The sequence below is a fragment of the Pseudoxanthomonas sp. YR558 genome (assembly GCF_900116385.1).
In the GTDB taxonomy this organism is placed as follows: domain Bacteria; phylum Pseudomonadota; class Gammaproteobacteria; order Xanthomonadales; family Xanthomonadaceae; genus Pseudoxanthomonas_A.
This window is the reverse complement of sequence record NZ_FPCI01000001.1, coordinates 1,448,435-1,469,065: the sequence shown is the minus strand read 5'-3', so window position 1 is coordinate 1,469,065 and position 20,631 is coordinate 1,448,435. Positions and strand designations below refer to the sequence as shown.

At 67.6% G+C, this 20,631-nt stretch carries 21 protein-coding genes and 1 tRNA gene; 17 read left to right on the top strand and 5 right to left on the bottom strand.

The window, feature by feature from the left end; genetic code table 11:
• The first annotated feature begins 89 nt into the window (after nucleotides 1–89).
• From BM365_RS07080 to BM365_RS07020, 13 genes are all read left to right on the top strand, one after another.
• Entirely contained in the window at nucleotides 90–1,889 is a 1,800-nt protein-coding gene (locus BM365_RS07080; protein WP_093487830.1) for a S8 family peptidase, read from the top strand.
• A 122-nt stretch (nucleotides 1,890–2,011) separates the two neighbouring features.
• A complete protein-coding gene (locus tag BM365_RS07075; protein ID WP_093487828.1) occupies nucleotides 2,012–3,226 on the top strand; it encodes a type II secretion system protein XpsF in 1,215 nt (404 codons plus the stop codon).
• 22 nt (nucleotides 3,227–3,248) lie between these two features.
• Entirely contained in the window at nucleotides 3,249–3,683 is a 435-nt protein-coding gene (gene gspG, locus BM365_RS07070; RefSeq protein ID WP_093487826.1) for a type II secretion system major pseudopilin GspG, read from the top strand.
• A gap of 138 nt (nucleotides 3,684–3,821) precedes the next feature.
• On the top strand, nucleotides 3,822–4,226 hold the full coding sequence (locus BM365_RS07065; RefSeq protein ID WP_233210846.1) for a type II secretion system protein XpsH: 405 nt from the start codon (nucleotides 3,822–3,824) through the stop codon (nucleotides 4,224–4,226).
• Nucleotides 4,226–4,654 (top strand): type II secretion system protein XpsI, encoded by a 429-nt coding sequence (locus BM365_RS07060; protein ID WP_093487822.1) that lies wholly within the window; start codon nucleotides 4,226–4,228, stop codon nucleotides 4,652–4,654. Before BM365_RS07065 ends, BM365_RS07060 begins: the two co-directional genes overlap by 1 nt.
• Complete coding sequence (locus tag BM365_RS07055; RefSeq protein ID WP_093487820.1) at nucleotides 4,651–5,322, top strand: prepilin-type N-terminal cleavage/methylation domain-containing protein; 672 nt, start codon at nucleotides 4,651–4,653, stop codon at nucleotides 5,320–5,322. The genes BM365_RS07060 and BM365_RS07055 overlap by 4 nt, the downstream gene beginning before the upstream one ends.
• A complete protein-coding gene (locus tag BM365_RS07050; protein WP_093487818.1) occupies nucleotides 5,319–6,170 on the top strand; it encodes a type II secretion system minor pseudopilin in 852 nt (283 codons plus the stop codon). Before BM365_RS07055 ends, BM365_RS07050 begins: the two co-directional genes overlap by 4 nt.
• On the top strand, nucleotides 6,167–7,309 hold the full coding sequence (locus BM365_RS07045; RefSeq protein WP_093487816.1) for a PilN domain-containing protein: 1,143 nt from the start codon (nucleotides 6,167–6,169) through the stop codon (nucleotides 7,307–7,309). The genes BM365_RS07050 and BM365_RS07045 overlap by 4 nt, the downstream gene beginning before the upstream one ends.
• Complete coding sequence (gspM, locus tag BM365_RS07040; RefSeq protein ID WP_093487814.1) at nucleotides 7,290–7,910, top strand: type II secretion system protein GspM; 621 nt, start codon at nucleotides 7,290–7,292, stop codon at nucleotides 7,908–7,910. Before BM365_RS07045 ends, gspM begins: the two co-directional genes overlap by 20 nt.
• A complete protein-coding gene (locus BM365_RS07035) occupies nucleotides 7,900–8,724 on the top strand; it encodes a dihydrolipoyllysine-residue succinyltransferase component of 2-oxoglutarate dehydrogenase complex (RefSeq protein WP_093487812.1) in 825 nt (274 codons plus the stop codon). Before gspM ends, BM365_RS07035 begins: the two co-directional genes overlap by 11 nt.
• A gap of 9 nt (nucleotides 8,725–8,733) precedes the next feature.
• Nucleotides 8,734–10,941, top strand: coding sequence for a type II secretion system secretin GspD (gene gspD, locus BM365_RS07030; RefSeq protein ID WP_093487810.1), 2,208 nt, complete (start codon nucleotides 8,734–8,736; stop codon nucleotides 10,939–10,941).
• On the top strand, nucleotides 10,938–11,786 hold the full coding sequence (locus tag BM365_RS07025; protein ID WP_093487808.1) for a glycosyltransferase family 2 protein: 849 nt from the start codon (nucleotides 10,938–10,940) through the stop codon (nucleotides 11,784–11,786). Before gspD ends, BM365_RS07025 begins: the two co-directional genes overlap by 4 nt.
• Nucleotides 11,770–12,627, top strand: coding sequence for a glycosyltransferase family 2 protein (locus tag BM365_RS07020; protein ID WP_233210756.1), 858 nt, complete (start codon nucleotides 11,770–11,772; stop codon nucleotides 12,625–12,627). Before BM365_RS07025 ends, BM365_RS07020 begins: the two co-directional genes overlap by 17 nt.
• Before the next feature lie 9 nt (nucleotides 12,628–12,636).
• Here BM365_RS07020 and BM365_RS07015 read toward each other — a convergent pair whose 3' ends face one another.
• The 5 genes from BM365_RS07015 to thiS form a co-directional block, all read right to left on the bottom strand.
• Nucleotides 12,637–13,026 carry an ACT domain-containing protein gene (locus BM365_RS07015; RefSeq protein ID WP_093487804.1) on the bottom strand — a complete coding sequence of 130 codons (390 nt, stop codon included), beginning with the start codon at nucleotides 13,024–13,026 and terminating at the stop codon, nucleotides 12,637–12,639.
• Nucleotides 13,023–14,882, bottom strand: coding sequence for an SLC13 family permease (locus BM365_RS07010; protein WP_093487802.1), 1,860 nt, complete (start codon nucleotides 14,880–14,882; stop codon nucleotides 13,023–13,025). The genes BM365_RS07015 and BM365_RS07010 overlap by 4 nt, the downstream gene beginning before the upstream one ends.
• A gap of 30 nt (nucleotides 14,883–14,912) precedes the next feature.
• Nucleotides 14,913–15,647, bottom strand: coding sequence for a tRNA (guanosine(46)-N7)-methyltransferase TrmB (gene trmB / locus BM365_RS07005; RefSeq protein WP_093487800.1), 735 nt, complete (start codon nucleotides 15,645–15,647; stop codon nucleotides 14,913–14,915).
• Nucleotides 15,647–16,441 (bottom strand): thiazole synthase, encoded by a 795-nt coding sequence (locus BM365_RS07000; RefSeq protein WP_093487798.1) that lies wholly within the window; start codon nucleotides 16,439–16,441, stop codon nucleotides 15,647–15,649. Before BM365_RS07000 ends, trmB begins: the two co-directional genes overlap by 1 nt.
• A gap of 63 nt (nucleotides 16,442–16,504) precedes the next feature.
• A complete protein-coding gene (thiS, locus tag BM365_RS06995; RefSeq protein ID WP_093489549.1) occupies nucleotides 16,505–16,705 on the bottom strand; it encodes a sulfur carrier protein ThiS in 201 nt (66 codons plus the stop codon).
• Nucleotides 16,706–16,879: 174 nt separating this feature from the next.
• Between thiS and BM365_RS06990 the strand changes: the two genes are divergently transcribed.
• The 4 genes from BM365_RS06990 (at nucleotide 16,880) to BM365_RS06975 (ending at nucleotide 20,627) form a co-directional block, all read left to right on the top strand.
• Complete coding sequence (locus BM365_RS06990; RefSeq protein ID WP_175502081.1) at nucleotides 16,880–18,679, top strand: autotransporter domain-containing protein; 1,800 nt, start codon at nucleotides 16,880–16,882, stop codon at nucleotides 18,677–18,679.
• A 77-nt stretch (nucleotides 18,680–18,756) separates the two neighbouring features.
• Nucleotides 18,757–18,830 (top strand) — tRNA-Gly (locus BM365_RS06985).
• Nucleotides 18,831–18,903: 73 nt separating this feature from the next.
• A complete protein-coding gene (rimK, locus tag BM365_RS06980; RefSeq protein WP_093487794.1) occupies nucleotides 18,904–19,776 on the top strand; it encodes a 30S ribosomal protein S6--L-glutamate ligase in 873 nt (290 codons plus the stop codon).
• Between the two features lie 389 nt (nucleotides 19,777–20,165).
• On the top strand, nucleotides 20,166–20,627 hold the full coding sequence (locus BM365_RS06975; RefSeq protein ID WP_233210757.1) for a hypothetical protein: 462 nt from the start codon (nucleotides 20,166–20,168) through the stop codon (nucleotides 20,625–20,627).
• The last annotated feature ends 4 nt before the right edge of the window (nucleotides 20,628–20,631 follow it).

Here is a 20,631-nt window from a genome sequence, read left to right as displayed (position 1 = left end):
GCTTGAAAGGGAAGTCGCAAGTCGTTGAGTAGGCACGTTGTAAACGGGTTAACCAGTTCGTTCATCCTTGTAGACATGGAGCAGGTCAAGTGAATCCACATTCTTCTTTCCGAAATTCGCGTCGTCGCCCCCTTGTTGCTGCACTCGCCGCAATCGTCGCGCTGGGCGCCTTCGCAGGCTCGGCCTCGGCGGGCGATGTCAGTACCGCTGGACTGCGCGATGGCCAAACCTATGATCGATTCATCGTGAAATACCGCGATGGCAGCGCCGCGCGCGCGAACAGCGCGACGTTGCAGCGCTCCCTGCTCGGCGCGGTTTCGCGCTCCGCCCTCGGCGCGGCGAACGGCAAGGCGGTGAGCGCGGCGAAGCTGCGCCGCCTCGGCATCGGCGCGGACCTGGTGCAGACGTCGCGCAAGCTCGACCGCGTGGAAGCGGAAAGCCTGCTCCGCCAACTGGCGACGGATCCTGACGTGGAGTTCGTGGAAGTGGATGCGCGCCGTTACGCGCGCCTGGTGCCCAACGACACCTACTACAACCAGTACCAGTGGCATTTCAAAGATCCGGTCGGCGGCATCAACCTGCCGACGGCGTGGGACAGCGCGACCGGTGCCGGTGTGGTGGTCGCGGTGCTAGATACGGGCATCACCACGCACAGTGACTTGGATGCGAACATCCATCCCGGCTACGACTTCATCAGCGACACGTTCGTGTCCCGCGATGGCGACGGACGCGATGCCAATCCCCGCGACGAAGGCGACTGGAATCCTGTCGCGAGCGAGTGCTACACGGGCTCGCCGGTGCAGGACAGCAGTTGGCACGGCACACACGTGGCGGGCACGGTGGCCGAAGTGACCAACAACGCGAAGGGCATGGCCGGCGGCGCGTTCAATGCGAAGGTCGTGCCCGCGCGCGTGCTTGGTCGCTGCGGCGGCTACACCTCCGACATCTCCGATGCGGTGATCTGGGCGTCCGGCGGCACGGTGGCCGGCGTCCCCGCGAATGCCAATCCCGCGGAAGTGATCAACCTGAGCCTGGGCGGTTCCGGCGCGTGCAGCGCGGTGGAGCAGAACGCCTTCAACATCGCCATCGCCAATGGCAGCACCGTGGTCGTAGCGGCGGGCAACGATGCGGGCAATGTCAGTGGCTATTCCCCCGGCAACTGCGCCGGCGTGATCACCGTTGGCGCCACGCGCATTACCGGCGGCATCGCGTCGTATTCCAACTATGGCGCGCGGATCGATATCTCCGCCCCGGGCGGCGGAGGCAGCGTGGACGGCAATCCGGGGGGCTATGTGTGGTCTACCGGCAACGCCGGTACCACGGTGCCCACCACCGAAACCTATTTCGGCATGGGCGGCACCTCGATGGCGGCGCCGCACGTCGCCGCCGTGGTCGCGCTGATGCAGAGCGTTGCCGAAACACCGCTGACGCCGGCGCAGATCCTGGCCACGCTGAAGTCGACGGCGCGCCCATTCCCCGTGGCGCCACCTGCGAACCGACCGATCGGTGCGGGTATCGTCAATGCCGCAGCGGCGGTGCAGGCGGTCATCGGTGGGGGCGAGCCGCCCACGGCGACCGTGCTGACCAACAACGTAGCCGTCGGCGGCAACATGGGCGCCAAGGACGCGGTGGTTCAGTACGCCCTCGTCGTCCCGGCCGGTGCGACGAACTTGTCGTTCATCAGCTATGGCGGCACCGGCAATGCCGATGTGTATGTCAAGTTCGGCAGCGCCGCGACCGCGACGAACTACGACCTGCGTTCGGCAAGGCCGGGCAACAACGAGGTGGTCAACATCGCCGCCCCCCAGGCGGGCACGTACTACGTGTCGCTGGTGGGCAAGACGAAGTTCGCGAACGTCAGCGTGCGCGGCGGCTTCACATCACCCTGAAGATCGGGTGGCAGGATGCGGCGGCCCCGGGAATCGGGGCCGTCCGTTTCCGTGCGGCAGTGCGCATGACGTTGGCCGGGCGAATGCGGTAAGTTGGTGCATTCCCCGTCACCCCGTCCCGCATGCCGCTCTACCGCTACAAGGCCCTGAATGCGCATGGCGAAATGCTGGAGGGCCAGATGGAGGCCGCCAGCGACGCCGAGGTGGTGTTGCGCCTCCAGGAGCAGGGGCATCTGCCGGTGGAAGCGGCGCTCGCGGTCGCGGGCGCTGGCCGAAGCTGGGCGCAACTATGGCGGCCGAATGCGTTCGCTGGGGATCGGCTGGTGCAATTCACTCAGCAACTCGCGACGCTATTGGGCGCGGGGCAGCCGTTGGATCGCGCGCTCGGCATCCTGCTCGACCTGCCCGAAGACGAGAAAGCGCGTCGGGTGATCACCGACATCCGCGACAGCGTGCGCGGCGGTGCGCCGTTGTCGGCCGCACTGGAGCGGCAGCACGGCCTCTTCTCGCGGTTGTACGTCAACATGGTGCGTGCCGGCGAGGCGGGCGGCAGCCTGCACGAAACGCTGCAGCGGTTGGGCGATTACCTGGAGCGCACGCGTGCGTTGAAGGGCCGCGTGATCAATGCGCTGGTCTACCCGGCGATCCTGCTGGTGGTGGTGGGGCTGGCGCTGTTGTTCCTGCTGGGCTACGTGGTGCCACAGTTCGCGGTGATGTACGAGAGCCTGGATGTGACGCTGCCTTGGTTCACCCGCGGCGTGCTGTGGATCGGCAGCTTCGTCCGTGATTTCTGGTTCGTGCTGATCGCCGTGCCGGCGCTCGCGATGCTGTGGTTCGACCGCCGCCGCCGCGACCCCGCCTTTCGTGCCCGGCTTGACGCGTGGTTGTTGGGTCGTCCGCTCGCCGGTCCGTTGCTGGCCCGCCTGGAGACCGCTCGGCTGGCCCGCACGCTGGGCACGCTGCTGAAGAACGGCGTGCCGCTGCTGACAGCGCTGGGCATCGCCCGCAACGTGCTGGGCAACCGTGCCCTGGCCGCCGCTGTCGACGCCGCAGCCGACGACGTGAAGAATGGCCATGGCCTGTCCGCCTCGCTGGGCAAGGGCAAGCGCTTTCCCCGCCTGGCACTGCAGATGATCCAGGTGGGCGAGGAGTCGGGCGCCCTGGACAGCATGTTGCTGAAGACGGCCGAGACCTTCGAGCAGGAAACCGCTCAGGTGCTGGACCGTATGCTGGCCGCCCTGGTGCCTGCCATCACCCTGGTCCTGGCCGCGGTGGTGGGCGTCGTCATCATCGCCGTGCTGGTCCCTCTGTACGATTTGACCGGCGCCATCAACTGAGTTCACTGGAGAGCCCGAGACCATGTCCCGCACGCGTCCCAATCCCGCCTTCCGCTCCCTCCGTTCGCAGCAGGGTTTCAGCCTGCTGGAGATCATCATCGTGCTGGTCCTGATCGGCGGCATCCTGGTGCTTGTCGGCAGCCGCGTGATGGGCGGCGCGGACAGCGGCAAGGTGAAGTTGGCGCAGTCGCAGCTGCAGACGCTCTCCGGCAAGATCGAGACCTACCAGCTCGACACCGGCAGCTATCCCGCGCAGCTCTCCGACCTGGTCACCCAGCCCGGCAATGCGACCGGCTGGTTGGGCCCGTATGCGAAGGAAAGCGAACTGAAGGATCCCTGGAAGAACGCCATCGAGTACCGGATCCCCGGCGAGTCGCAGCGTTTCGACCTGATCAGCCTTGGCGCCGATGGCAAGGCCGGCGGCGACAGTGTGAACGCCGACATCAAGAACGAGTAAGCGTCCACGTCCGCCGCCATGGCTGCCTGCGCCCTGCCATCGCGTCCTTCCGCGCGTGCCGTTGCAGGACATGTCGTCGTAGGACGTGCCTCGCTGGCGGGTTTCACGCTGCTTGAAACGCTGCTCGTCCTCGCGCTGATGGCGGCCGCGGCCCTGCTGGCGGCGATGGCGTTCACCGGCGGTCTCGAGGGCATCAAGCTGCGTTCCGAATCCAAGGAGATCGCCGCGCAACTACGCTATACCCGCGCGCGCGCGATCGCCACCGGCGAGCCGCAGCGCTTCCGCATCGATCCGCGCGGTCATCGCTGGGAAGCGGCCGGCGACCATCGCGGCCGCATCGATCCGGCGCTGGCGGTGAGCTTCACCGGTGCGCGGCAAGCGCAGGCGCGCGCCGGCGAAGGCGCGATCCTGTTCTTCCCCGATGGCGGTGCCACGGGCGGCCGGGTGACGCTGACGGCGGAACGCGCGGCATGGAGCGTCGATGTCGCCTGGCTCACCGGCGAGGTGCGAGTGTCGCGCGAGACGATCGGAGCGGTGCAGTGATGCCAGCATCGCGCGCGCGCCAGCACGGCTTCACCCTGCTCGAGGTGCTCGTCGCTTTCGCATTGCTGGCCTTGGCACTGACGCTCGTGCTTGGCGCGCTGTCCGGCGCGGCGCGACAGGTAAGGCAGTCCGCCGACAGCAGTCGCGCCACCTTGCACGCGCAGTCGTTGCTGGCGCAGCTGGGTTCCGGCGAGGCGCTGCAGCCCGGGCAACGCGAAGGCGACTTCGATCGCGGGCGCTACCAGTGGACGCTGGAGGTGTCGCCGTTTGCCGATCCACTCGCATCGCGTGCGCAGCTCGATCCGGGCGCACCGCAACTCCTCGACGTACGTCTGCTCGTGCGTTGGGGCACCGAACGCGGGCAGTCGCTGCAATGGCGAACGCTGCGACTTGCGCCACGCGACATCAATCAGGCGGCGCCACCATGACGCGGCGGCATGCGGGCGGGTTCACGCTGATCGAGGTGCTGGTCGCGCTGGTGCTGATGGCGGCCGGCCTCGCGCTCGCGTTTGCCACGTTGCGTTCGTCCACGGCCGTGGCGGCGCGTGGCGAAGACATGGCGCAGGCCAGCGAACGCATGCGCGCCGTGCATGGCTATCTGCGCGCGCGGCTCACCTCGGCGCAGCCGATCGTGTTCGCCACCGACCGCAGCACACTGCGGCAGGCACGCTTCATCGGCACGCCGCAGCGCATGCGCTTCGTGACCGACCTGCCAGACTACCTCGGACACGGTGGCCCGTACCTCCATGACGTGGTGGCCGATGGCGACGGGCGCCTGCTCGTCGGCTTCTCGGTGGCGCAGCCGGACGCGTCGCTGGACGACCTCGAGCAGCGCGCCGAAGCGCAGCGTCCCGAGCGTCTGGCCGATGGCCTGCGTGCCGTGCGCTTCCACTACCGGGGACTGGACGCGGACAACCGTCTGGGTCCATGGCAGGACCGCTGGGAAACCTCCGAAATGCTGCCGCTGCAGGTCAAGGTGGAAGTGGAGGCGGTGCGCGGCGGACGTTGGCCGGACCTTATCGTCACGCTTGCACGCAGCGAAGGCGGGGCCGGCGGCGGCCTGCTGCCCGGCGGCTCGAATCCGGTGCTGCCATGAAGCCACACCGAGGCGCGGCCCTGCTGCTGGTATTGTGGCTGGTGGCGTTGCTCACGGCGCTGGTCGGTGCCTTCGCATTGACCGCACGCATGGAGGCCATGCAGGGACAGGTGGGAAGCCGCGGTGCGGTCGCACAGGAGATCGCGCGCGCCGGACTCGAGTACGCGCTGGTCCGCGTGGCCGATCGCAATCCGCAATCGCATTGGCAGCCCAACGGACGGCCTTACGCATGGTCGTTCGATGGCCATGCGGTCGAAGTTCGCATCATCGACGAAACCGGCAAGGTCGACCTCAACCAGGCCGACGCGGGCCTGCTGTCCCGCCTCATGCAGGCACTGGGCGAAGCGCCGGACGTTGCCGATGCGCTCTCGGGCGCCATCGTCGACTGGCGCGACGCTGACAATCTGAGCCAGCCGTCCGGGGGTGCCGAGGATGACGATTACGCTTCGGAAGGTCGCGATTACGGTGCGAAGGACGCGCCCTTCGAGACGGTCGCTGAAGTCGAGCAGGTATTGGGCATGACACCCGCGCTGTACGCACGGCTGGCGCCTTTCCTCACGCTTTACTCCGGGCGTGGCCAGCCTGACGCGACCTATGCGCAGGGTCCGGTACTGGTGGCGATGGGCATGGATGCCGCCACCTGGCTGGCGCAGCGCAACGCCATCGGTGCGAGCGGGGACGCCCAACTCGTCGGCACCGGCAGTGGCACGTATAGTATCGAGAGCCGTGCGCGGCTGACCGATGGCCGCGAGGCGTCACTAAGGACGGTGGTGCGCGCAGGCGCCAATCCCGTGCCGGGATCGGCCTACACCTTGTTGCGCTGGGAGGAGGGAGCGTCACCACAATGAGCGGCGTACGCGACACCTTGCAGCAGTTCCGGGCGCGCCTGGGGCCGGGACCGAAGAGCTTCCTCGCCTGGTGGGGCCAGGCGTTGGCCAGTTGCCTGCCTGCACGCTGGCGCGTGTTGCTCGGCCTGACCCGCGAACGCCTGTTCTTCCAGCGCGAAGGCGACGAGATCGCCCTGAGCTGGATGGAAGGGGCGATGCGCCGCGAACTGGCGCGCCTGCCCTCTACCGTGACCCCCGATGAGCTCGCCGCCGTGTTGGGCAGCCGCCTGGCCGGCCTGCCTCGCTGGTGGCTGGTGCCGACAGGCATGACGCTGCGTCGGCGCCTGCCGTTGCCTGCCGCCGCCGCGGATCGCCTGCGGGATGTCGTCCGCTTCGAGCTGGACCGCCAGACACCTTTCACTGCGCAGGACGCCTGCTTCGATGCGCGGGTGGTCGGCGTGCGCGAGGACGGCCAACTGGACGTCGAACTCGCCGTGGTGCCGAAGCCCGCCTTCGACACGGCGCTCGCGCAACTCGGCGCGCTGACGCCGATCCTGGCGGGGGCCGACGTGGAGGATGCCGCCGGCCTGCCCGCCGGCGTGAACCTGTTGCCGGAGAACGTCCGGACCGCGAGCCGGGCACCGAATCGCGGCTTGCACCTGGCCTTGGCGGCCGTGGCGGTGGTGGCCTTGGTGTTGGGGGCTTGGCTGGTGCTCGACAACCGGCGCGCGGCGGCCGACGCCTTCGCGGCGCAGGTGGAAAGCCGTGCCGACGAAGCCCGCCGCGTGGCGGCCGGACGGCAGCAGCTCGTCGATCTGGTCGCCGGCATCACTACGTTGAACAACACGAGTGCGCGACGTCCCACCGCGTTGGAGGTCATGGCCGACGTGACCCAGCGGCTGCCCGACAACACCTATCTGGAAAAACTCGCCATCGAAGGCGATCGGCTGACCCTGATCGGCTTCAGCCCGGAAGCTTCCGGCCTGGTCGCGCGGCTGCAGGGCTCGAAGCTGTGGCGCAACCCCGCGTTGAGCGGCGCGCTGCAGCCTGATCCGCGGACGCGCATGGACCGCTTCACGCTGACCGCGGAGCTGCTGGGCAAGCAGGAGCCCGCCGCAGCCGGTGCCAACGGAGGGCCCAATGCCGCCGGCAACGACTGACCGCGATCGTGCGCTAGCCCTCGTGCTGCTGCTGGCGGCGCTGTTGCTGGGTTACTTCGTGCTGGTGCACCCCTGGTGGACCGTGCCGATGCAAGAGGTGAACACGCGCGTCGGCGAGCTGCGCGATCGCGAACTGCGTATCCGCACCCAGCTGGCGCAGGCGCCGCAGGTGCAGCGCGAACTCGCCGCGGCGCTGGCACAGCAGGCGCAGCGCCCTGGCTTCCTGCCGGAGGCGACGGTGGAGCTGGCGACCGCCGGCTTGGTCCAGCGCCTCGAAGCCATCGTCAAGCAGGCTAGCCCCGGCAATCGCAGCTGCGCCATCGCCAACCAGTCGCCGCTGGCGCTCCCCGGGCGCGAGGTCTATCCGCGCGTGGTGGTGCAAGTACGCCTGCGTTGCGGCGCGCCGGAACTCGCCTCGGTATTGCACCAGATCGAATCCGGCAGCCCACGCCTGTTCGTCGAGAACCTCAACATCCTGGCCCAGCGTTACGCATTCCAGGCCAGCGAGAGCGGCGCAGGCGGTCTGGATGTGAACTTCGACCTCTACGGCTACCTCAAGCCCGCGCCGGCGGCTCCACGGGAGGCGCCCGATGCGCCGTGAAGCGTGGACTGCGCGCACATGGATCCTGGCGACCGTGACCGGCTGGTCGTTACTGGTGCTGGCGCTGGCGGTGTTCGGCCTGGGCGGGCGGATCACGCCGCTACCGGCTGATCCGTCGCTGGTCCAGGATCTGCCGAAGATGCCGCCCGCCCCGCCCGAGCGTCTGGGCGGCATGCCGCAATATGCCGAGGTCGGCGAGCGCCCTCTGTTCTCCGAGGATCGCCGGCCCAAGCCCTTCTTCCTGTCAGGTGAGGAAGCCTCCGCGCCTGCCTTCGACCTGATCCTCAGCAGCGTGCTGATCACCCCTGCACTCGAACTGGCGATCGTCCAGCCGGCCCAGGGTGGCGAGGGCCTGCGGGTCAAGGTAGGCGACTCGCCGGACGGGTTCCCTGGCTGGCGATTGACGGAACTGTCGCCGCGCCGGGCCGTGTTCGATGGACCAGAAGGACGCCGTGAGCTGGAACTGCGGGTGTTCAATGGTGCGGGTGGCCAGCCGCCGACAGCCGTCGCGGTGCCACCGGCATCCGGTGCTGCGCCCGGTGCGCAGGGTGTGCCGCCCGCGGCCCGTCCGACCGGTGGTAACGCAGGCCCCGTCGTGACGCCGACCATGCCCTCGCCATCGCCCGCTACCCCGGTCGCGCCCGTTCCGGTGCGCGTGCCGACTCCGTCGTCGCAGCCGCCGAGCGCACCCGCCACGACGACCGAACAACAGATGGATGCGATCCGCCAACGCATCGAGCAGCGCCGCGCGCAGTTGCGCCAGCAGCAGGCCAACCCCAATCCGCCGCCGGCACCGCCCGGCAAGACACAGTAGAGTGCCGGCATGACGTCACGCGTGATCCTGTTTTCCCTTTGCCTGGGCCTGTTGGCCGGCTGCGCCAGCGCCCCCGTGCCCGATGTGCGCCGCACGTCGCCCACGGCGGCGGGCGAGGTCGTTCCCGGCGCCGCGCAGACCGCGCCGCTTAAGGAGGCCGAAGCGCCGTCCACGGGTCCGCAGGCGCAGATCCGTCGCGGCAACGGGCAGATGATCAACCGCAGCGCCGGCAGCGCGCCGCTGCCCTCGCTGGGCGGCGCCAGCAGCGGGTCGGCCACCTTCAATTTCGAAGGCGAATCCGTGCACGCGGTGGTGAAAGCCATCCTCGGCGACATGCTGGGGCAGAACTACGTCATCGCGCCCGGCGTACAGGGCACCGTGACCCTGGGCACGCCGAAGCCGGTATCGCCGGCCGAAGCGCTGAACCTGCTGGAGATGGTGCTGGGCTGGAACAACGCGCGTCTGGTCTACACCGGTGGCCGCTACAACATCATCCCCGCCGATCAAGCCTTGGCCGGCAGCGTGGCGCCGCGCACGGGTCCGGCGTCCAACGCGCGCGGTTACGAGGCGCGCGTGGTGCCGCTACGCTTCATTTCCGCCAGCGAAATGAAGAAGGTACTGGAGCCGTACGCGCGACCCAATGCGATCGTCAACGTCGACAGCACGCGCAACGTCATCACCCTGGCCGGTACGCGCAGCGAACTCGAAAACTACCTGCGCACCGTCGAGATCTTCGACGTTGACTGGCTGTCCGGCATGTCGGTGGGCGTGTTCCCGCTGCAGTCGGGCCGTGCCACCCGCGTAGTGGCCGATCTGGAGAAGGTGTTCGGCAACGACAGCAAGACACCCAGCGCGGGCATGTTCCGCTTCATGCCGCTGGAAGGCGCGAACGCGGTACTGGTGATCACGCCGCAGCCGGCCTACCTCGACCAGATCCAGCAATGGCTGGAGCGTATCGACGGCGCGGGCGAGGGAAGCCGCCTGTATTCCTACGAGCTGAAATACATCAAGGCGCGCGAACTCGCGCAGCGCCTCTCCGAAGTCTTCGGTGCCTCCAGCGGCGGTTCGTCCAGTGATGGCCGTTCGACCGGCGGCACCGGCAACGTCTCGCTGATGCCGGGTACCGATCCGGTGCAGATCAACGACGGCGGCATGAACAACAACAACAGCTCCGTCGACTTCGGCGGCAGCGGCGGCAGCAGCTCCGGAAACAGTGGCCTGGGTGGCGGTTCGCTGGCGCTCAACCAGCGCGACAACGGCAACGGCGCGGTGACGCTGGAAGTCGACGGTACGCGCGTGGGCGTGGCAGCCGTGGAAGAGACCAATACGCTGCTGGTGCGTTCCAGTGCCAGCGCCTGGCAGTCGATCCGCGAGGTGGTCGACAAGCTCGACGTGATGCCGCTGCAGGTCCATATCGAAGCGCAGATCGCGGAAGTGTCGCTGACCGGCGACCTCAGCTACGGCGTGAACTGGTACCTCGAGCGTGCGATGACGGACAACGGGCTCGGCCCCTTCGCGGACCCGAGCGCCGGTGGACCGAGCCGCTGGAGCACGCTCGCCGGCAGCATCGGTGGCGTGAGCGGCGCAGGGGCCGTCTGGACGCTGGTGAAGAACGACGCTGCCGCCGTCATCACGGCGCTGGACGAAGTCTCCGACGTGCGCCTGCTGCAGACGCCGTCCATCTTCGTGCGCAACAACGCCGAAGCCACGCTCAACGTGGGCAGCCGCATCCCGATTTCTTCGGTAACCGTCAATCCGGGACTGGGCACCGATAACACTTATAGCCAGGTGCAGTACCTGGATACCGGCGTGATTCTGAAGGTGCGTCCACGCGTGACCAAGGACGGCATGGTGTTCCTCGATATCGTGCAGGAAGTGAGCTCACCGGGCAGCGAGCCCGATGCCAACGGCAACGTGCGCATCAACACGCGCCGCTTCAAGACCGAAGGTGCGGTGCAGGCGGGCAATACGGTGATGCTCGCGGGTCTGATCAGCGATACCGCGACCCAGGGCTCCTCCGGCATCCCGGGCCTGAGCCGGCTGCCGATCATCGGTGGCCTGTTCGGTAAGAAGACCACCGGCACCGAGCGCAGCGAAGTCATCGTGCTGCTGACGCCGACCATCGTCAGCAACCCGCAGGAAGCCAACGACCTGACCGACGAGTACGGCAAGCGCTTCCGCGCGCTGGAACCGCTGAATACGCCGCGCTCCAAGTGACGCCGTCGGCCGCATCGTCCCTGCCCATCGTCCTGTTGCCCATCGGCACCGACGACGATGCGCTCGATGCCTGCCTGGGCGCGCTCGACGCCGGTACGCCGGAGGGCGCACGGCTCTGGCTGGCCGATGACGCGCAGGCCGGCCCGCGCGGACTGGCGATCATCGAGCGGTGGCTAGCGCGCACGCAGCTGCAGGCGGACTACACGCGACGCCCGCGCATGCTCGGCGAAGTGGCGCACATGGATCAGATGCTGGCGGCGTGCGGCGATGCGGACGTCGTCGTGCTGTCGCCCGATGCGCAGCCACTACCCGGCTGGTTGCAGCAACTCGCCGCATGCCTGGCCCGCGATGCCGCCATCGCCACCGCCACGCCGTGGTGCAATGCCGGCGAAACCACCGCCTGGCCGCGGCTGGGGGAAGTAAGTCCCCCGCCTGGCGATATCGAACGCACCGCGCACGCCTGTGCGGCGATGCCGCCGCTGCATCCGGAATTGCCCGCTGCCGTCGCCCATGCCGTCGCCCTGCGCGGCAGTGCACGCAAGCGCGTCGGCGGACTGGATACGGCGAGCTACGCCTCGTGGTACGCGGCGCTGGTTGACCTGTCCTTGCGCCTCTCGGGCCTGGGCTGGCGCAACGTCTTGTGCGAGACCGCGTTCGTCGCCCGCGGTGGCGAGGGCGGCCCCGCCGACGGCGACATGGATGCCTTGAACGCACGCTGGCCGGCTTTCACGCCTCGGCTGGCGACCTTCCTGATGGCCGATCCGCTGCGCGAGCCCCGCGAGCGCTTGGCCGCCCTGTATGCGGATGTCGGATCGCCGGAGCGCCAGCGTGACCTCTTCGGCTGATCTCGGCGGCATCGCCGTTGTGGTGGTGACCCATGCCAGTGCGAGCACGATCGACGATTGCCTGATGCGCCTGCGGGTCGCCCGGGGCGTGGAGGAGATCCGCATCGTCGACAACGCATCCACCGACGGCACGATGGAGGTCGTGCAGCGCCATGCATTGCAGGACGCGCGCCTGCGTTTCATCGCCAATCCCGACAATCCGGGGTTCGCCGTGGGCTGCAACCAGGGTGCACGCGACACCGGCTCGCCGTGGATCGCGTTCGTGAACCCGGACCTGATGGTGGAGGTCGACACGCTGTCGCGGCTGCGTGCGCACGCAGCGGCCGTTGCGGGAGAGTCGCTGCTCGGTGCGGACCTGGTCGACGAGGATGGCGTACGCGATGCAGCGGCGCGCCGGCGCGAACCCTTGTTCGCGGCGATGCTTAGCTCGCCGGGCGCCGCGTCCCGGCTGGGCGTGCCCGTGGACGAGAGCCGCGTGCTGCAGCCGGTGGATATCGTGTCGGGTGCGCTGATGTTGTTGCCGCGAACGCTGTTCGATCGTCTGGATGGCTTCGACGAAAAGTATCGGCTGCACGCCGAGGACATGGACCTGTGCCGGCGCGCGCGCGAGGCCGGCGCGCTTCTAGCCGTCGCCAACGATGTGCGCGTGCTGCACATCCGCGGCGTGTCCAGCCGCACGCGACCGATCTTCGTGGAGTGGCACAAGCACCGGGGCCTGTGGCGCTACTTCCGCAAGTTCGAGGCGGCGCAGCGTGGCGTGCCCACACGGCTGGGCGTGTTCGCCGCGATCTGGCTGCACTTCGGCGCGGTGTTCGCGCGTATCCTGCTGCGACGCCGCTAGATCGCTCCGTCAATCCTCAATGCGATGGCCGGCGCCCTGCAGCGCCGAAACGGCATCATCCAGTTGGTGTGCCTGCACCAGCACGTAGTCGGTGTCATACGTCGACAGGGCGAAGATACCGACGCCTGCGACGGCGAGCGGATCCAGCACGGCCTTGAGGATGCCGGTCAGCGCGAAGTCGAACGGCCCCTGCAGTTTGAACATGCGCCAGCCGCGCTGGCAGCGCACATCGTCGGGGACAAGGTGGTCTTCGCAGACGAGCGAGAGTTCGTCGTCCGTCCAGCCCGCGTGCCGCATGCCCGTCGTCGGCCACCAGCCGGGCAGGGCGGCATCGGCAGGTAGCTGCGCGACCGCGTAGCGTGCGGGCAGCAAGGCCAGTGTCAGCGACGGGACGGTCATCCGGCGCGGCCGTTCCACCAGAACAGCGCATTGACCGAGAGCACCACTACCACGGTATAGATCAGTGATAGCGGACCGCCTACGCGCCACAGCTGGCGCGAGGTGTAGTTGGCCGGGCCCACGACCATCGAGATCACCGGGTTCGACGCCGTCATCAGGTTGTTGGAGGCCGAGAGCGCGACGATCAGCGCGAATGCGGTGGGATTGCCGCCCGCCGCCAATGCCAGGTTGATCGCCATCGGTACCATCACGATGGTCGCGCCGACATGGCTGATGACCAGCGAGAACGCGGTCGTCAGCAACGCGATGGCGATCTCGAGCACCCAGACCGGGATGCCCTCCGGCAGGCGCTCTACCGTATGGCCGGCCACCCACGCTGCCGCGCCGCTGCTGTCCATCGCCCAGCCCAGCGGAATCAGCCCCGCCATCAGGAACACGGTCTTCCAGTTGATCGCGCTGTAAGCCTCGTCCATGCGCAGCACGCCGGTGAGCAGCATGCCGGCCACGCCGGTCATCAGCGTCAGCGCGACCGGCAGCTTCGACGTCAGCGCGATGATGATGGTGATCGCGAAGATGGTCATCGCGATCTTGAACTTGTGCGGACGCTGCTCGCCCTTCGGATAGTCGGTGACGACGACGAAGTCGCGGCTCTCCGCCGCCAGGCCCAGGTCCTGCCAGATGCTGTGGAACACCAGCATGTCGCCGGCACGCAGTTTTTCCTCGCGCACGTTCTCGCGGATGACTTTCTTGTCGCGATTGATCGCCAGCAGGCTGATGCCGTTCTGCTTGCGCAGGCGAAGTTCGCGCGCGGTCTTGCCGATGAAGCGCGAGGTCGGCGGCACCACCGCCTCGGAAATGCCGGCGCGGCTGGGATTGAAGAGATCGCCGAAGTGGCGCAGGCGCGAGGACAGGCGCAGGAAATGGTTCTGCGCGAAATCGCCGACCTCCTGCCGCTTGCCCATCACGCCCAGCACGCTGCCGACCCAGATGCGCATGTCCGCGGGCGGCGCCAGGCGGGTATCGTTGCCGGTCTGCAGTGCCAGCATCAACGGCGCATCGTGCAGCGCCTCGGCTTCGCCCAGCGACATGCCGACCAGTGGGCTTTCGGCGGTGACGACCAGTTCGAACACATCGCCTTCGATGCCGTAGGTGTTAGCGAAATAGCTCTCCGTGCGCGCCGGCGTCACGTTGGTCTCGGTCTCGTCGCGGAGCTTCTTGTCGCCGTAGTAGCGGAAGTACAGCAGCGATGCGATCACCAGCACCAGGCCGATCGGCCACGGTGCGAACATCCGCAGCGGCTCCAGCGTGGCCATGCCCGAGGGCAGGTTGTTGTTAGCCGAGACCAGCAGGTCGTTGAGCAGGATCAGCGGCGAGTTGCCGACCATGGTGAACGCGCCACCCATGACGATGGCCGCCGCGATCGGCAGCAGCAGCCGCTGCAGCGACAGGCCGGTACGTGCGGACAGGCGCGAGGCCACCGGCATGAACAGCGCCATGACCGACGGGTTCTGCATGAAGGACGAGTTGAGGCTGGCGATGGCGGTGGTCATCAGCAGCAGCCGCTGCTCGATGCCGTGGCCGCGTCGCAACAGCCAGGACGCGAGGCGGTTCAGCGCGCCGGTGCGGTCCAGGCCGGCACCGAGGATCATGGTGGCGATGATGCTCATCACCGCGTTGCCGGAGAAGCCGCCGAAGATTTCCTCCGGTGCGATCAGACCGGTGATGCCCAGCACCACCAGCACGACCAAGGCGACCAGGTCCGCGCGGATGCGCTCGAACAGGAACATCGCCATCGTGAAGCCGACCAGCCCGAGGACGAGCTTCATGTCGTTGGTCAGCGTCAGCGCGTTTTCCATGTCGCAGTCGGGTTCCGTGGGGCCTGGGTATTACTCGCGGTCGTACAGAAGATCCCACACCCCGTGGCCGAGCTTCTGGCCGCGGGTCTCGAAATGGGTCTGCGGGCGCCACGCCGGGCGCGGCACGCTACCGCGCGGGCCGGCGCGATTGGTCAGGCCCGGCGTCGCATCCAGCACGTCCCACATGTGCTCGGCATAGGCTTCCCAGTCGGTGGCGCAGTGCAGGCGACCACCGGGGCGCAGCTTGCGCGCGATCAGCGCAGCGAATTCGGGCTGCACCAGGCGGCGCTTGTTGTGGCGCTTCTTGTGCCACGGGTCCGGGAAGTAGATGCGCACTTCATCCAGCGCGCCGTCGGCCACTTCGTGCTGAAGCACTTCGACCGCATCGTGGTGATAGATGCGCACGTGGACACTGCCGTCCTCGGCCAGCGCGTTCAGCAGGCGACCGACACCAGGAGCGTGCACCTCAAGACCGAGGTAGTCGCGGTCCTTGTCGTGCGCAGCGGCGAAGCGCAGGGCCTCGCCGTTGCCGAATCCGATTTCCAGCACGCGCGGTGCGGTGCGTCCGAACACCGCATCGTAGTCCCGCGGCGTACCGGCGTAGTCCAGCCCGAACCTCGGCCACTGCGTGTCGAACGCCCGCTGCTGGGCATCGGTGAAGCGCCCTTGCCGCAGTACGAAGCTGCGGATTTCGCGCCGGCCTTCGCTGATCGTGAACGGCTTGGGCGGTGTCTTGGCGCCCGGGCTGGAAAACGGATCCGTCATCAGCCGATCAGTCCGTCGATCGGACTCGATGCCGACGCATTGCGCTTGCGCGGGATGCGGCCGGCCAGGAACGCCTCGCGGCCGGCTTCCACGGCCTTCTTCATGGCGCTGGCCATCAATATCGGATGCTTGGCGCCGGCGATGGCGGTGTTCATCAGCACGCCGTCGCAGCCCAATTCCATCGCGATGGCGGCATCGGACGCCGTGCCTACACCGGCATCAACCAGCACGGGGACCTTGGCGTTCTCGATGATCTCCAGCAGGTTGTACTTGTTCTGCACGCCCAGGCCGGACCCGATCGGGGCAGCCAGCGGCATCACCGCGACGCAGCCGATCTCTTCCAGGCGGCGGGCCAGGATCGGGTCGTCGCTGGTGTAGACCATCACCTGGAAGCCGTCGGCGACCAGCTTCTCGGCAGCGGCCAGCGTCTGCACCACGTCGGGGTAGAGGGTCTTCGGGTCGCCCAGCACTTCCAGCTTGACCAACGTGTGGCCGTCGAGCAGTTCGCGGGCCAGCCGGCAGGTGCGCACGGCGTCGTCGGCGGTGTAGCAGCCGGCGGTATTCGGCAGGAGGGTGTAGCGGTCCGGCGGCAGCACGTCGAGCAGGTTGGGCTCGTTCGGTGACTGGCCCAGGTTCGTGCGCCGGATGGCGACGGTGACGATCTCGGCGCCCGCGGCCTCGGTGGCCAGGCGGGTTTCCTCGAAATCCTTGAACTTGCCGGTGCCGGTCAGCAGGCGGGAACGGAAGGTCTTGCCCGCGATCACCAGCGGGTCATGGGGGACGGTGTTGGACATGTGTCGATTATCGCCGATGTTGGCGGCGGGGTGGCATCGTGAGTGCCACCGCACGAGCGCGGATCAACCGCCGCCGAGGGCGTGCACGATCTCCACGCGGTCGCCGGCCTTCAGCTGCGCGTGGGCATGCTGGCCCCGCGGAACGATCTCGCCGTTGACCTCGACGGCGACCCGGCGTTCGGCCAGGCCTTGCTGTTCGAGCAGTTCGAGGAGGGTGCTGTATTCGGGCAATGCGTGCGGCTGCCCATTCAACTGGATGTCCATGGCCGCATTGTCGCCGATGGCGGGCGCCATTGCCGCATTGCAGCGTGTGCCCCGGCCGTCTTTGGTGGAAGGATGCGCGCCATGCGCAGCCGTACGGCAGAGCCGGCACGCAGCCCACCATCCAATGCCCCGGGAGACTCCATGAAGCGTTCCATCTCGCCCGTCCGTTCGTTGCTGGCCGTCGCGCTGGCGATGGCGGCTGTTCCCGCCCTTGCCCAGGACGGCCCCTACACGCAGACCGTGTTCTTCGGCGACAGCCTGACCGATGCCGGTTACTTCCGGCCGCTGCTGCCCGCCAGCGTGCGCGCGGTGACAGGCCAGTTCACCACCAATCCCGGCTTCGTCTGGTCGCAGTACCTGGCGGAGTACTACGGCACCAGCGCTTACGCCAACGGCAATGGCCAGGTAGGCACCAATTACGCCGCCGGTGGCGCCCGCGTGGGCACCAACACCACGGGCGCGCTCGGCCCGATCCCCTCGCTGGCCACGCAGGTCAACACCTACCTGAGCTCGACCGGCGGCCGGGCCGATCCCAATGCGCTCTACACCGTATGGGGCGGTGCGAACGACCTGTTCGCCATCACTAGCGGCGGCGCCAACCCGACCACGACCATCGGTGCTGCCGTCACGGCACAGGTGGGCATCATCGGCACGTTGCAGACGGCGGGCGCGCGCTACATCCTGGTGCCCACGATCCCGGACCTGGGCGTGACGCCCGGTTTCCGCGCACAGGGCACCGCAGCGGCGGCGGCGGGCACGCAGCTGTCGACGACCTACAACACCGCGCTGTTCGATGCGATCGACACCGCGGGTTTCCGGGTGATCCCGCTGGACACGTTCACCCTGCTGCGTGAGATCGTCGCCAGCCCGGCCGAATACGGCTTCGCCAATGTCACCGGCACGGCGTGCCAGCCGCAGATCACCGCCAACTCGCTGACCTGCAATCCGACCTCGTACGTCACGCCGAATGCACCGGACACCTATGCATTCGCCGATGGCGTGCATCCCACTTCAAAAGCGCACAGCATCCTGTCGCAGTACGCGGTCGCGATGCTGGAAGGACCGCGCCAGATCGCGCTGCTCCCGTATACCGCGTCCGTGCACGGACGTGCCCGTGCGGATCGCGTAGCCTCGCACGTCAACGGTAAGCCCGAGGCCGATGGCATGCGCTGGTGGGGCGATCTGCGCGGCGACTTCCTGCGCTACGACCACGGCGACCTGTATGACGGCGCCGGCCCGATGGGTACCTTCGGCGTCGACTGGTCGCGCGGCTCGCTGGTCTACGGCGCGTTCGCCGGCTACGGCCGCGCGCAATACGACTTCGGCAAGCGCAGCGGCAGTTTCGACGAGTCGGATGCCACGCTGGGCGGCTTCGCGGGCTGGTATGGCGACAGCTTCTGGGCGAACGCGCAGGTCAGCTACAGCTGGATTTCCTATGACGTCGACCGCGAAGTGCAGCTGGGCGATGTGACCCGCCGCCACAGCGGTTCGCCCGACGGCACCAACCTGAGCCTGGGCCTGAGCGCCGGCTACCAGTGGGGCGAGGGCGCGTTCCGTCATGGCCCCGTCATCAGCGTGGTGTCGCAGACGATCGAAATGGACGGTTACAGCGAGAGCAACGTCAACTCCAGCGCGCTGGCGTATCCGGACCAGGACTTCGACTCGCTCATCGGCAGTGCGGGTTATGAGGTCAGCTATGCGATCAACGATCACCTGCAGCCGTATGCGCGCCTGACCGTCGACAAGGAGTTCGAGGATCCGGCCGAGGAAGTGTTCGCGCAGTCACTGTCGCTGCCCGGCACCAACCCCTACGCCGTGCCCGGCCTGGATACCGACAACGGCTACGGCACCCTGCTGATGGGTGCGCGCACGAAGCTGTTCGGCTTCGACGCCAACCTGGGTGTCACCACCACCGTGAACCAGGGTGGTGGCACCAACACCACGGCGTTCATGACACTGGGTGGCAACTTCTGATGCGCCCGGGCAATGCGGCGTCGGACTGGCGCCGCATTGCCTTGCCGTCCGGGCCGGCATAGACTGCGGCCGTCCGCGCGGGTGTAGTTCAATGGTAGAACTGCAGCTTCCCAAGCTGCTAGCGTGGGTTCGATTCCCATCACCCGCTCCACCCCTCTTTTCCCCGTCATCGTCCGGCCTTGCGGACGTGCGATGCTGTTCGCGACCCCGGTGATTCCGCGCCCATGAAGCTCGCCATCCTGTCGCGAAACAGCAAGCTGTATTCCACCCGCCGCCTCGTTGAAGCAGCGCGACAGCGCGGCCACACCGCGCGCGTGCTCGATCCACTGCGCTGCTACATGCGCATCTCGTCCTCGGGCTTCCAGTTGCACTACAAGGGCAAGTCGCTCGCGGACTACGATGCGGTCATCCCGCGCATCGGTGCGTCCATCACACGATACGGCACCGCGGTGCTGCGGCAGTTCGAGCTGATGGGCACCTATAGTCCGAATCCTTCCGATGCCATCCTGCGCGCGCGCGACAAGCTGCGCGCGCACCAGTTGTTGGCGGCACAGGGCATCGACCTGCCGGTGACGGTGTTCGGCGACAACCCGGACGACACCACCGATTTGCTGTCGATGCTCGGCCCGCCGCCGCACGTCATCAAGTTGAACGAAGGCGCCCAAGGGGCGGGCGTCATGCTGACCGAAAAGCCATCCGCCTCGCGGAGCGTGGTCGAGGCGCTGCGCGGCCTGTACGCGAGTTTCGTGGTGCAGGAGTTCATCGGCGAGGCAGAGGGCGCGGACCTGCGTTGCTTCGTGGTCGGCGACGAGGTCGTCGCCTCGATGCGTCGCCAGGCACCCGAAGGAGACTTCCGTTCCAACCTGCACCGCGGAGGGACGGCCATGCGCATGGAGGCCTCCGACGAGGAGCGCGCCGTCGCGGTACGCGCAGCGCGGGTGCTCGGCCTGGGCGTGGCCGGCGTGGACCTGATCCGGGCCGCCCGCGGTCCGCTGGTTCTGGAGGTCAATTCCACTCCGGGACTAGAGGGGATCGAGGCCGTCTGCGGGGTGGACGTCGCCGGCAGGATCGTGGACCACCTCGCCGCCAAGGCCTGAACAGGGGTGGGGGCGCGATACCGGTCGGAAATTTCGAACTTCACGCAGATTTAACGCCGCCTTTAACGGCTGTTTAATCGATTTCCGCGTAGCCTTGTCCGGACCGCAGCTCTGCGTTCCTCCCGGTGATTCATCTGGAAAGCACAGGATTACGGTAATCGGGGCTTTATTTGGCCCAAGCGGGCGTCCACCCGCTTGGGCCTTTGTTTTTTCGGCGATAGGCCTTGGCGTAGCCGCAGTTACCTATGCAAGAATCGGAACGTTCGGTCGCGTCGCTCCGCCCCCGGCGCCCGAGAACAAGCAAGGCCATGACGGATGTCGGGTCGTCTTTGTGGGTGAATCATTTCGATCGAGGTGAAAGGATGCGTAAGCTGTTTCTGGTCTCTGCCATGCTGCTGGCGATCCCCGCGGCGCAGGCCTCCATGAGTGCGGCGTCTGGCGGATCGGATGCGCCGAGCCGACTCAATGTGTCCGTCCCGTTCGAGCAGCAGAAGGACAAGATCCTTGCGGAACTCGGGGACGGCAAGACGTACGCCGAGATTACCCAGCAGGATCGTGTGGAAGTGCGCAATGCGTTGACGCGCATCAGCGATTCGCTGCAGAAAGCCGGTGGTGTTGATCAGCTCTCTGAGAGCGACAAAGCCAAGGTGTTCAACGACCAGGAACTGGTGAACACGATCCTCACGCGCGCGGGCGAGGACAGTCGCCAAGTATGCACACGCGAAAAAAAGGTCGGTTCCCATCGTCCGACGACCCAGTGCTACACCGTCGCAGAGCGTCGCCGTATGCGCGAGGATACGCAGAACGACATCAACAAGAACTTCCGCCAGCCCATCCTCAAGTCCAACTGACCCG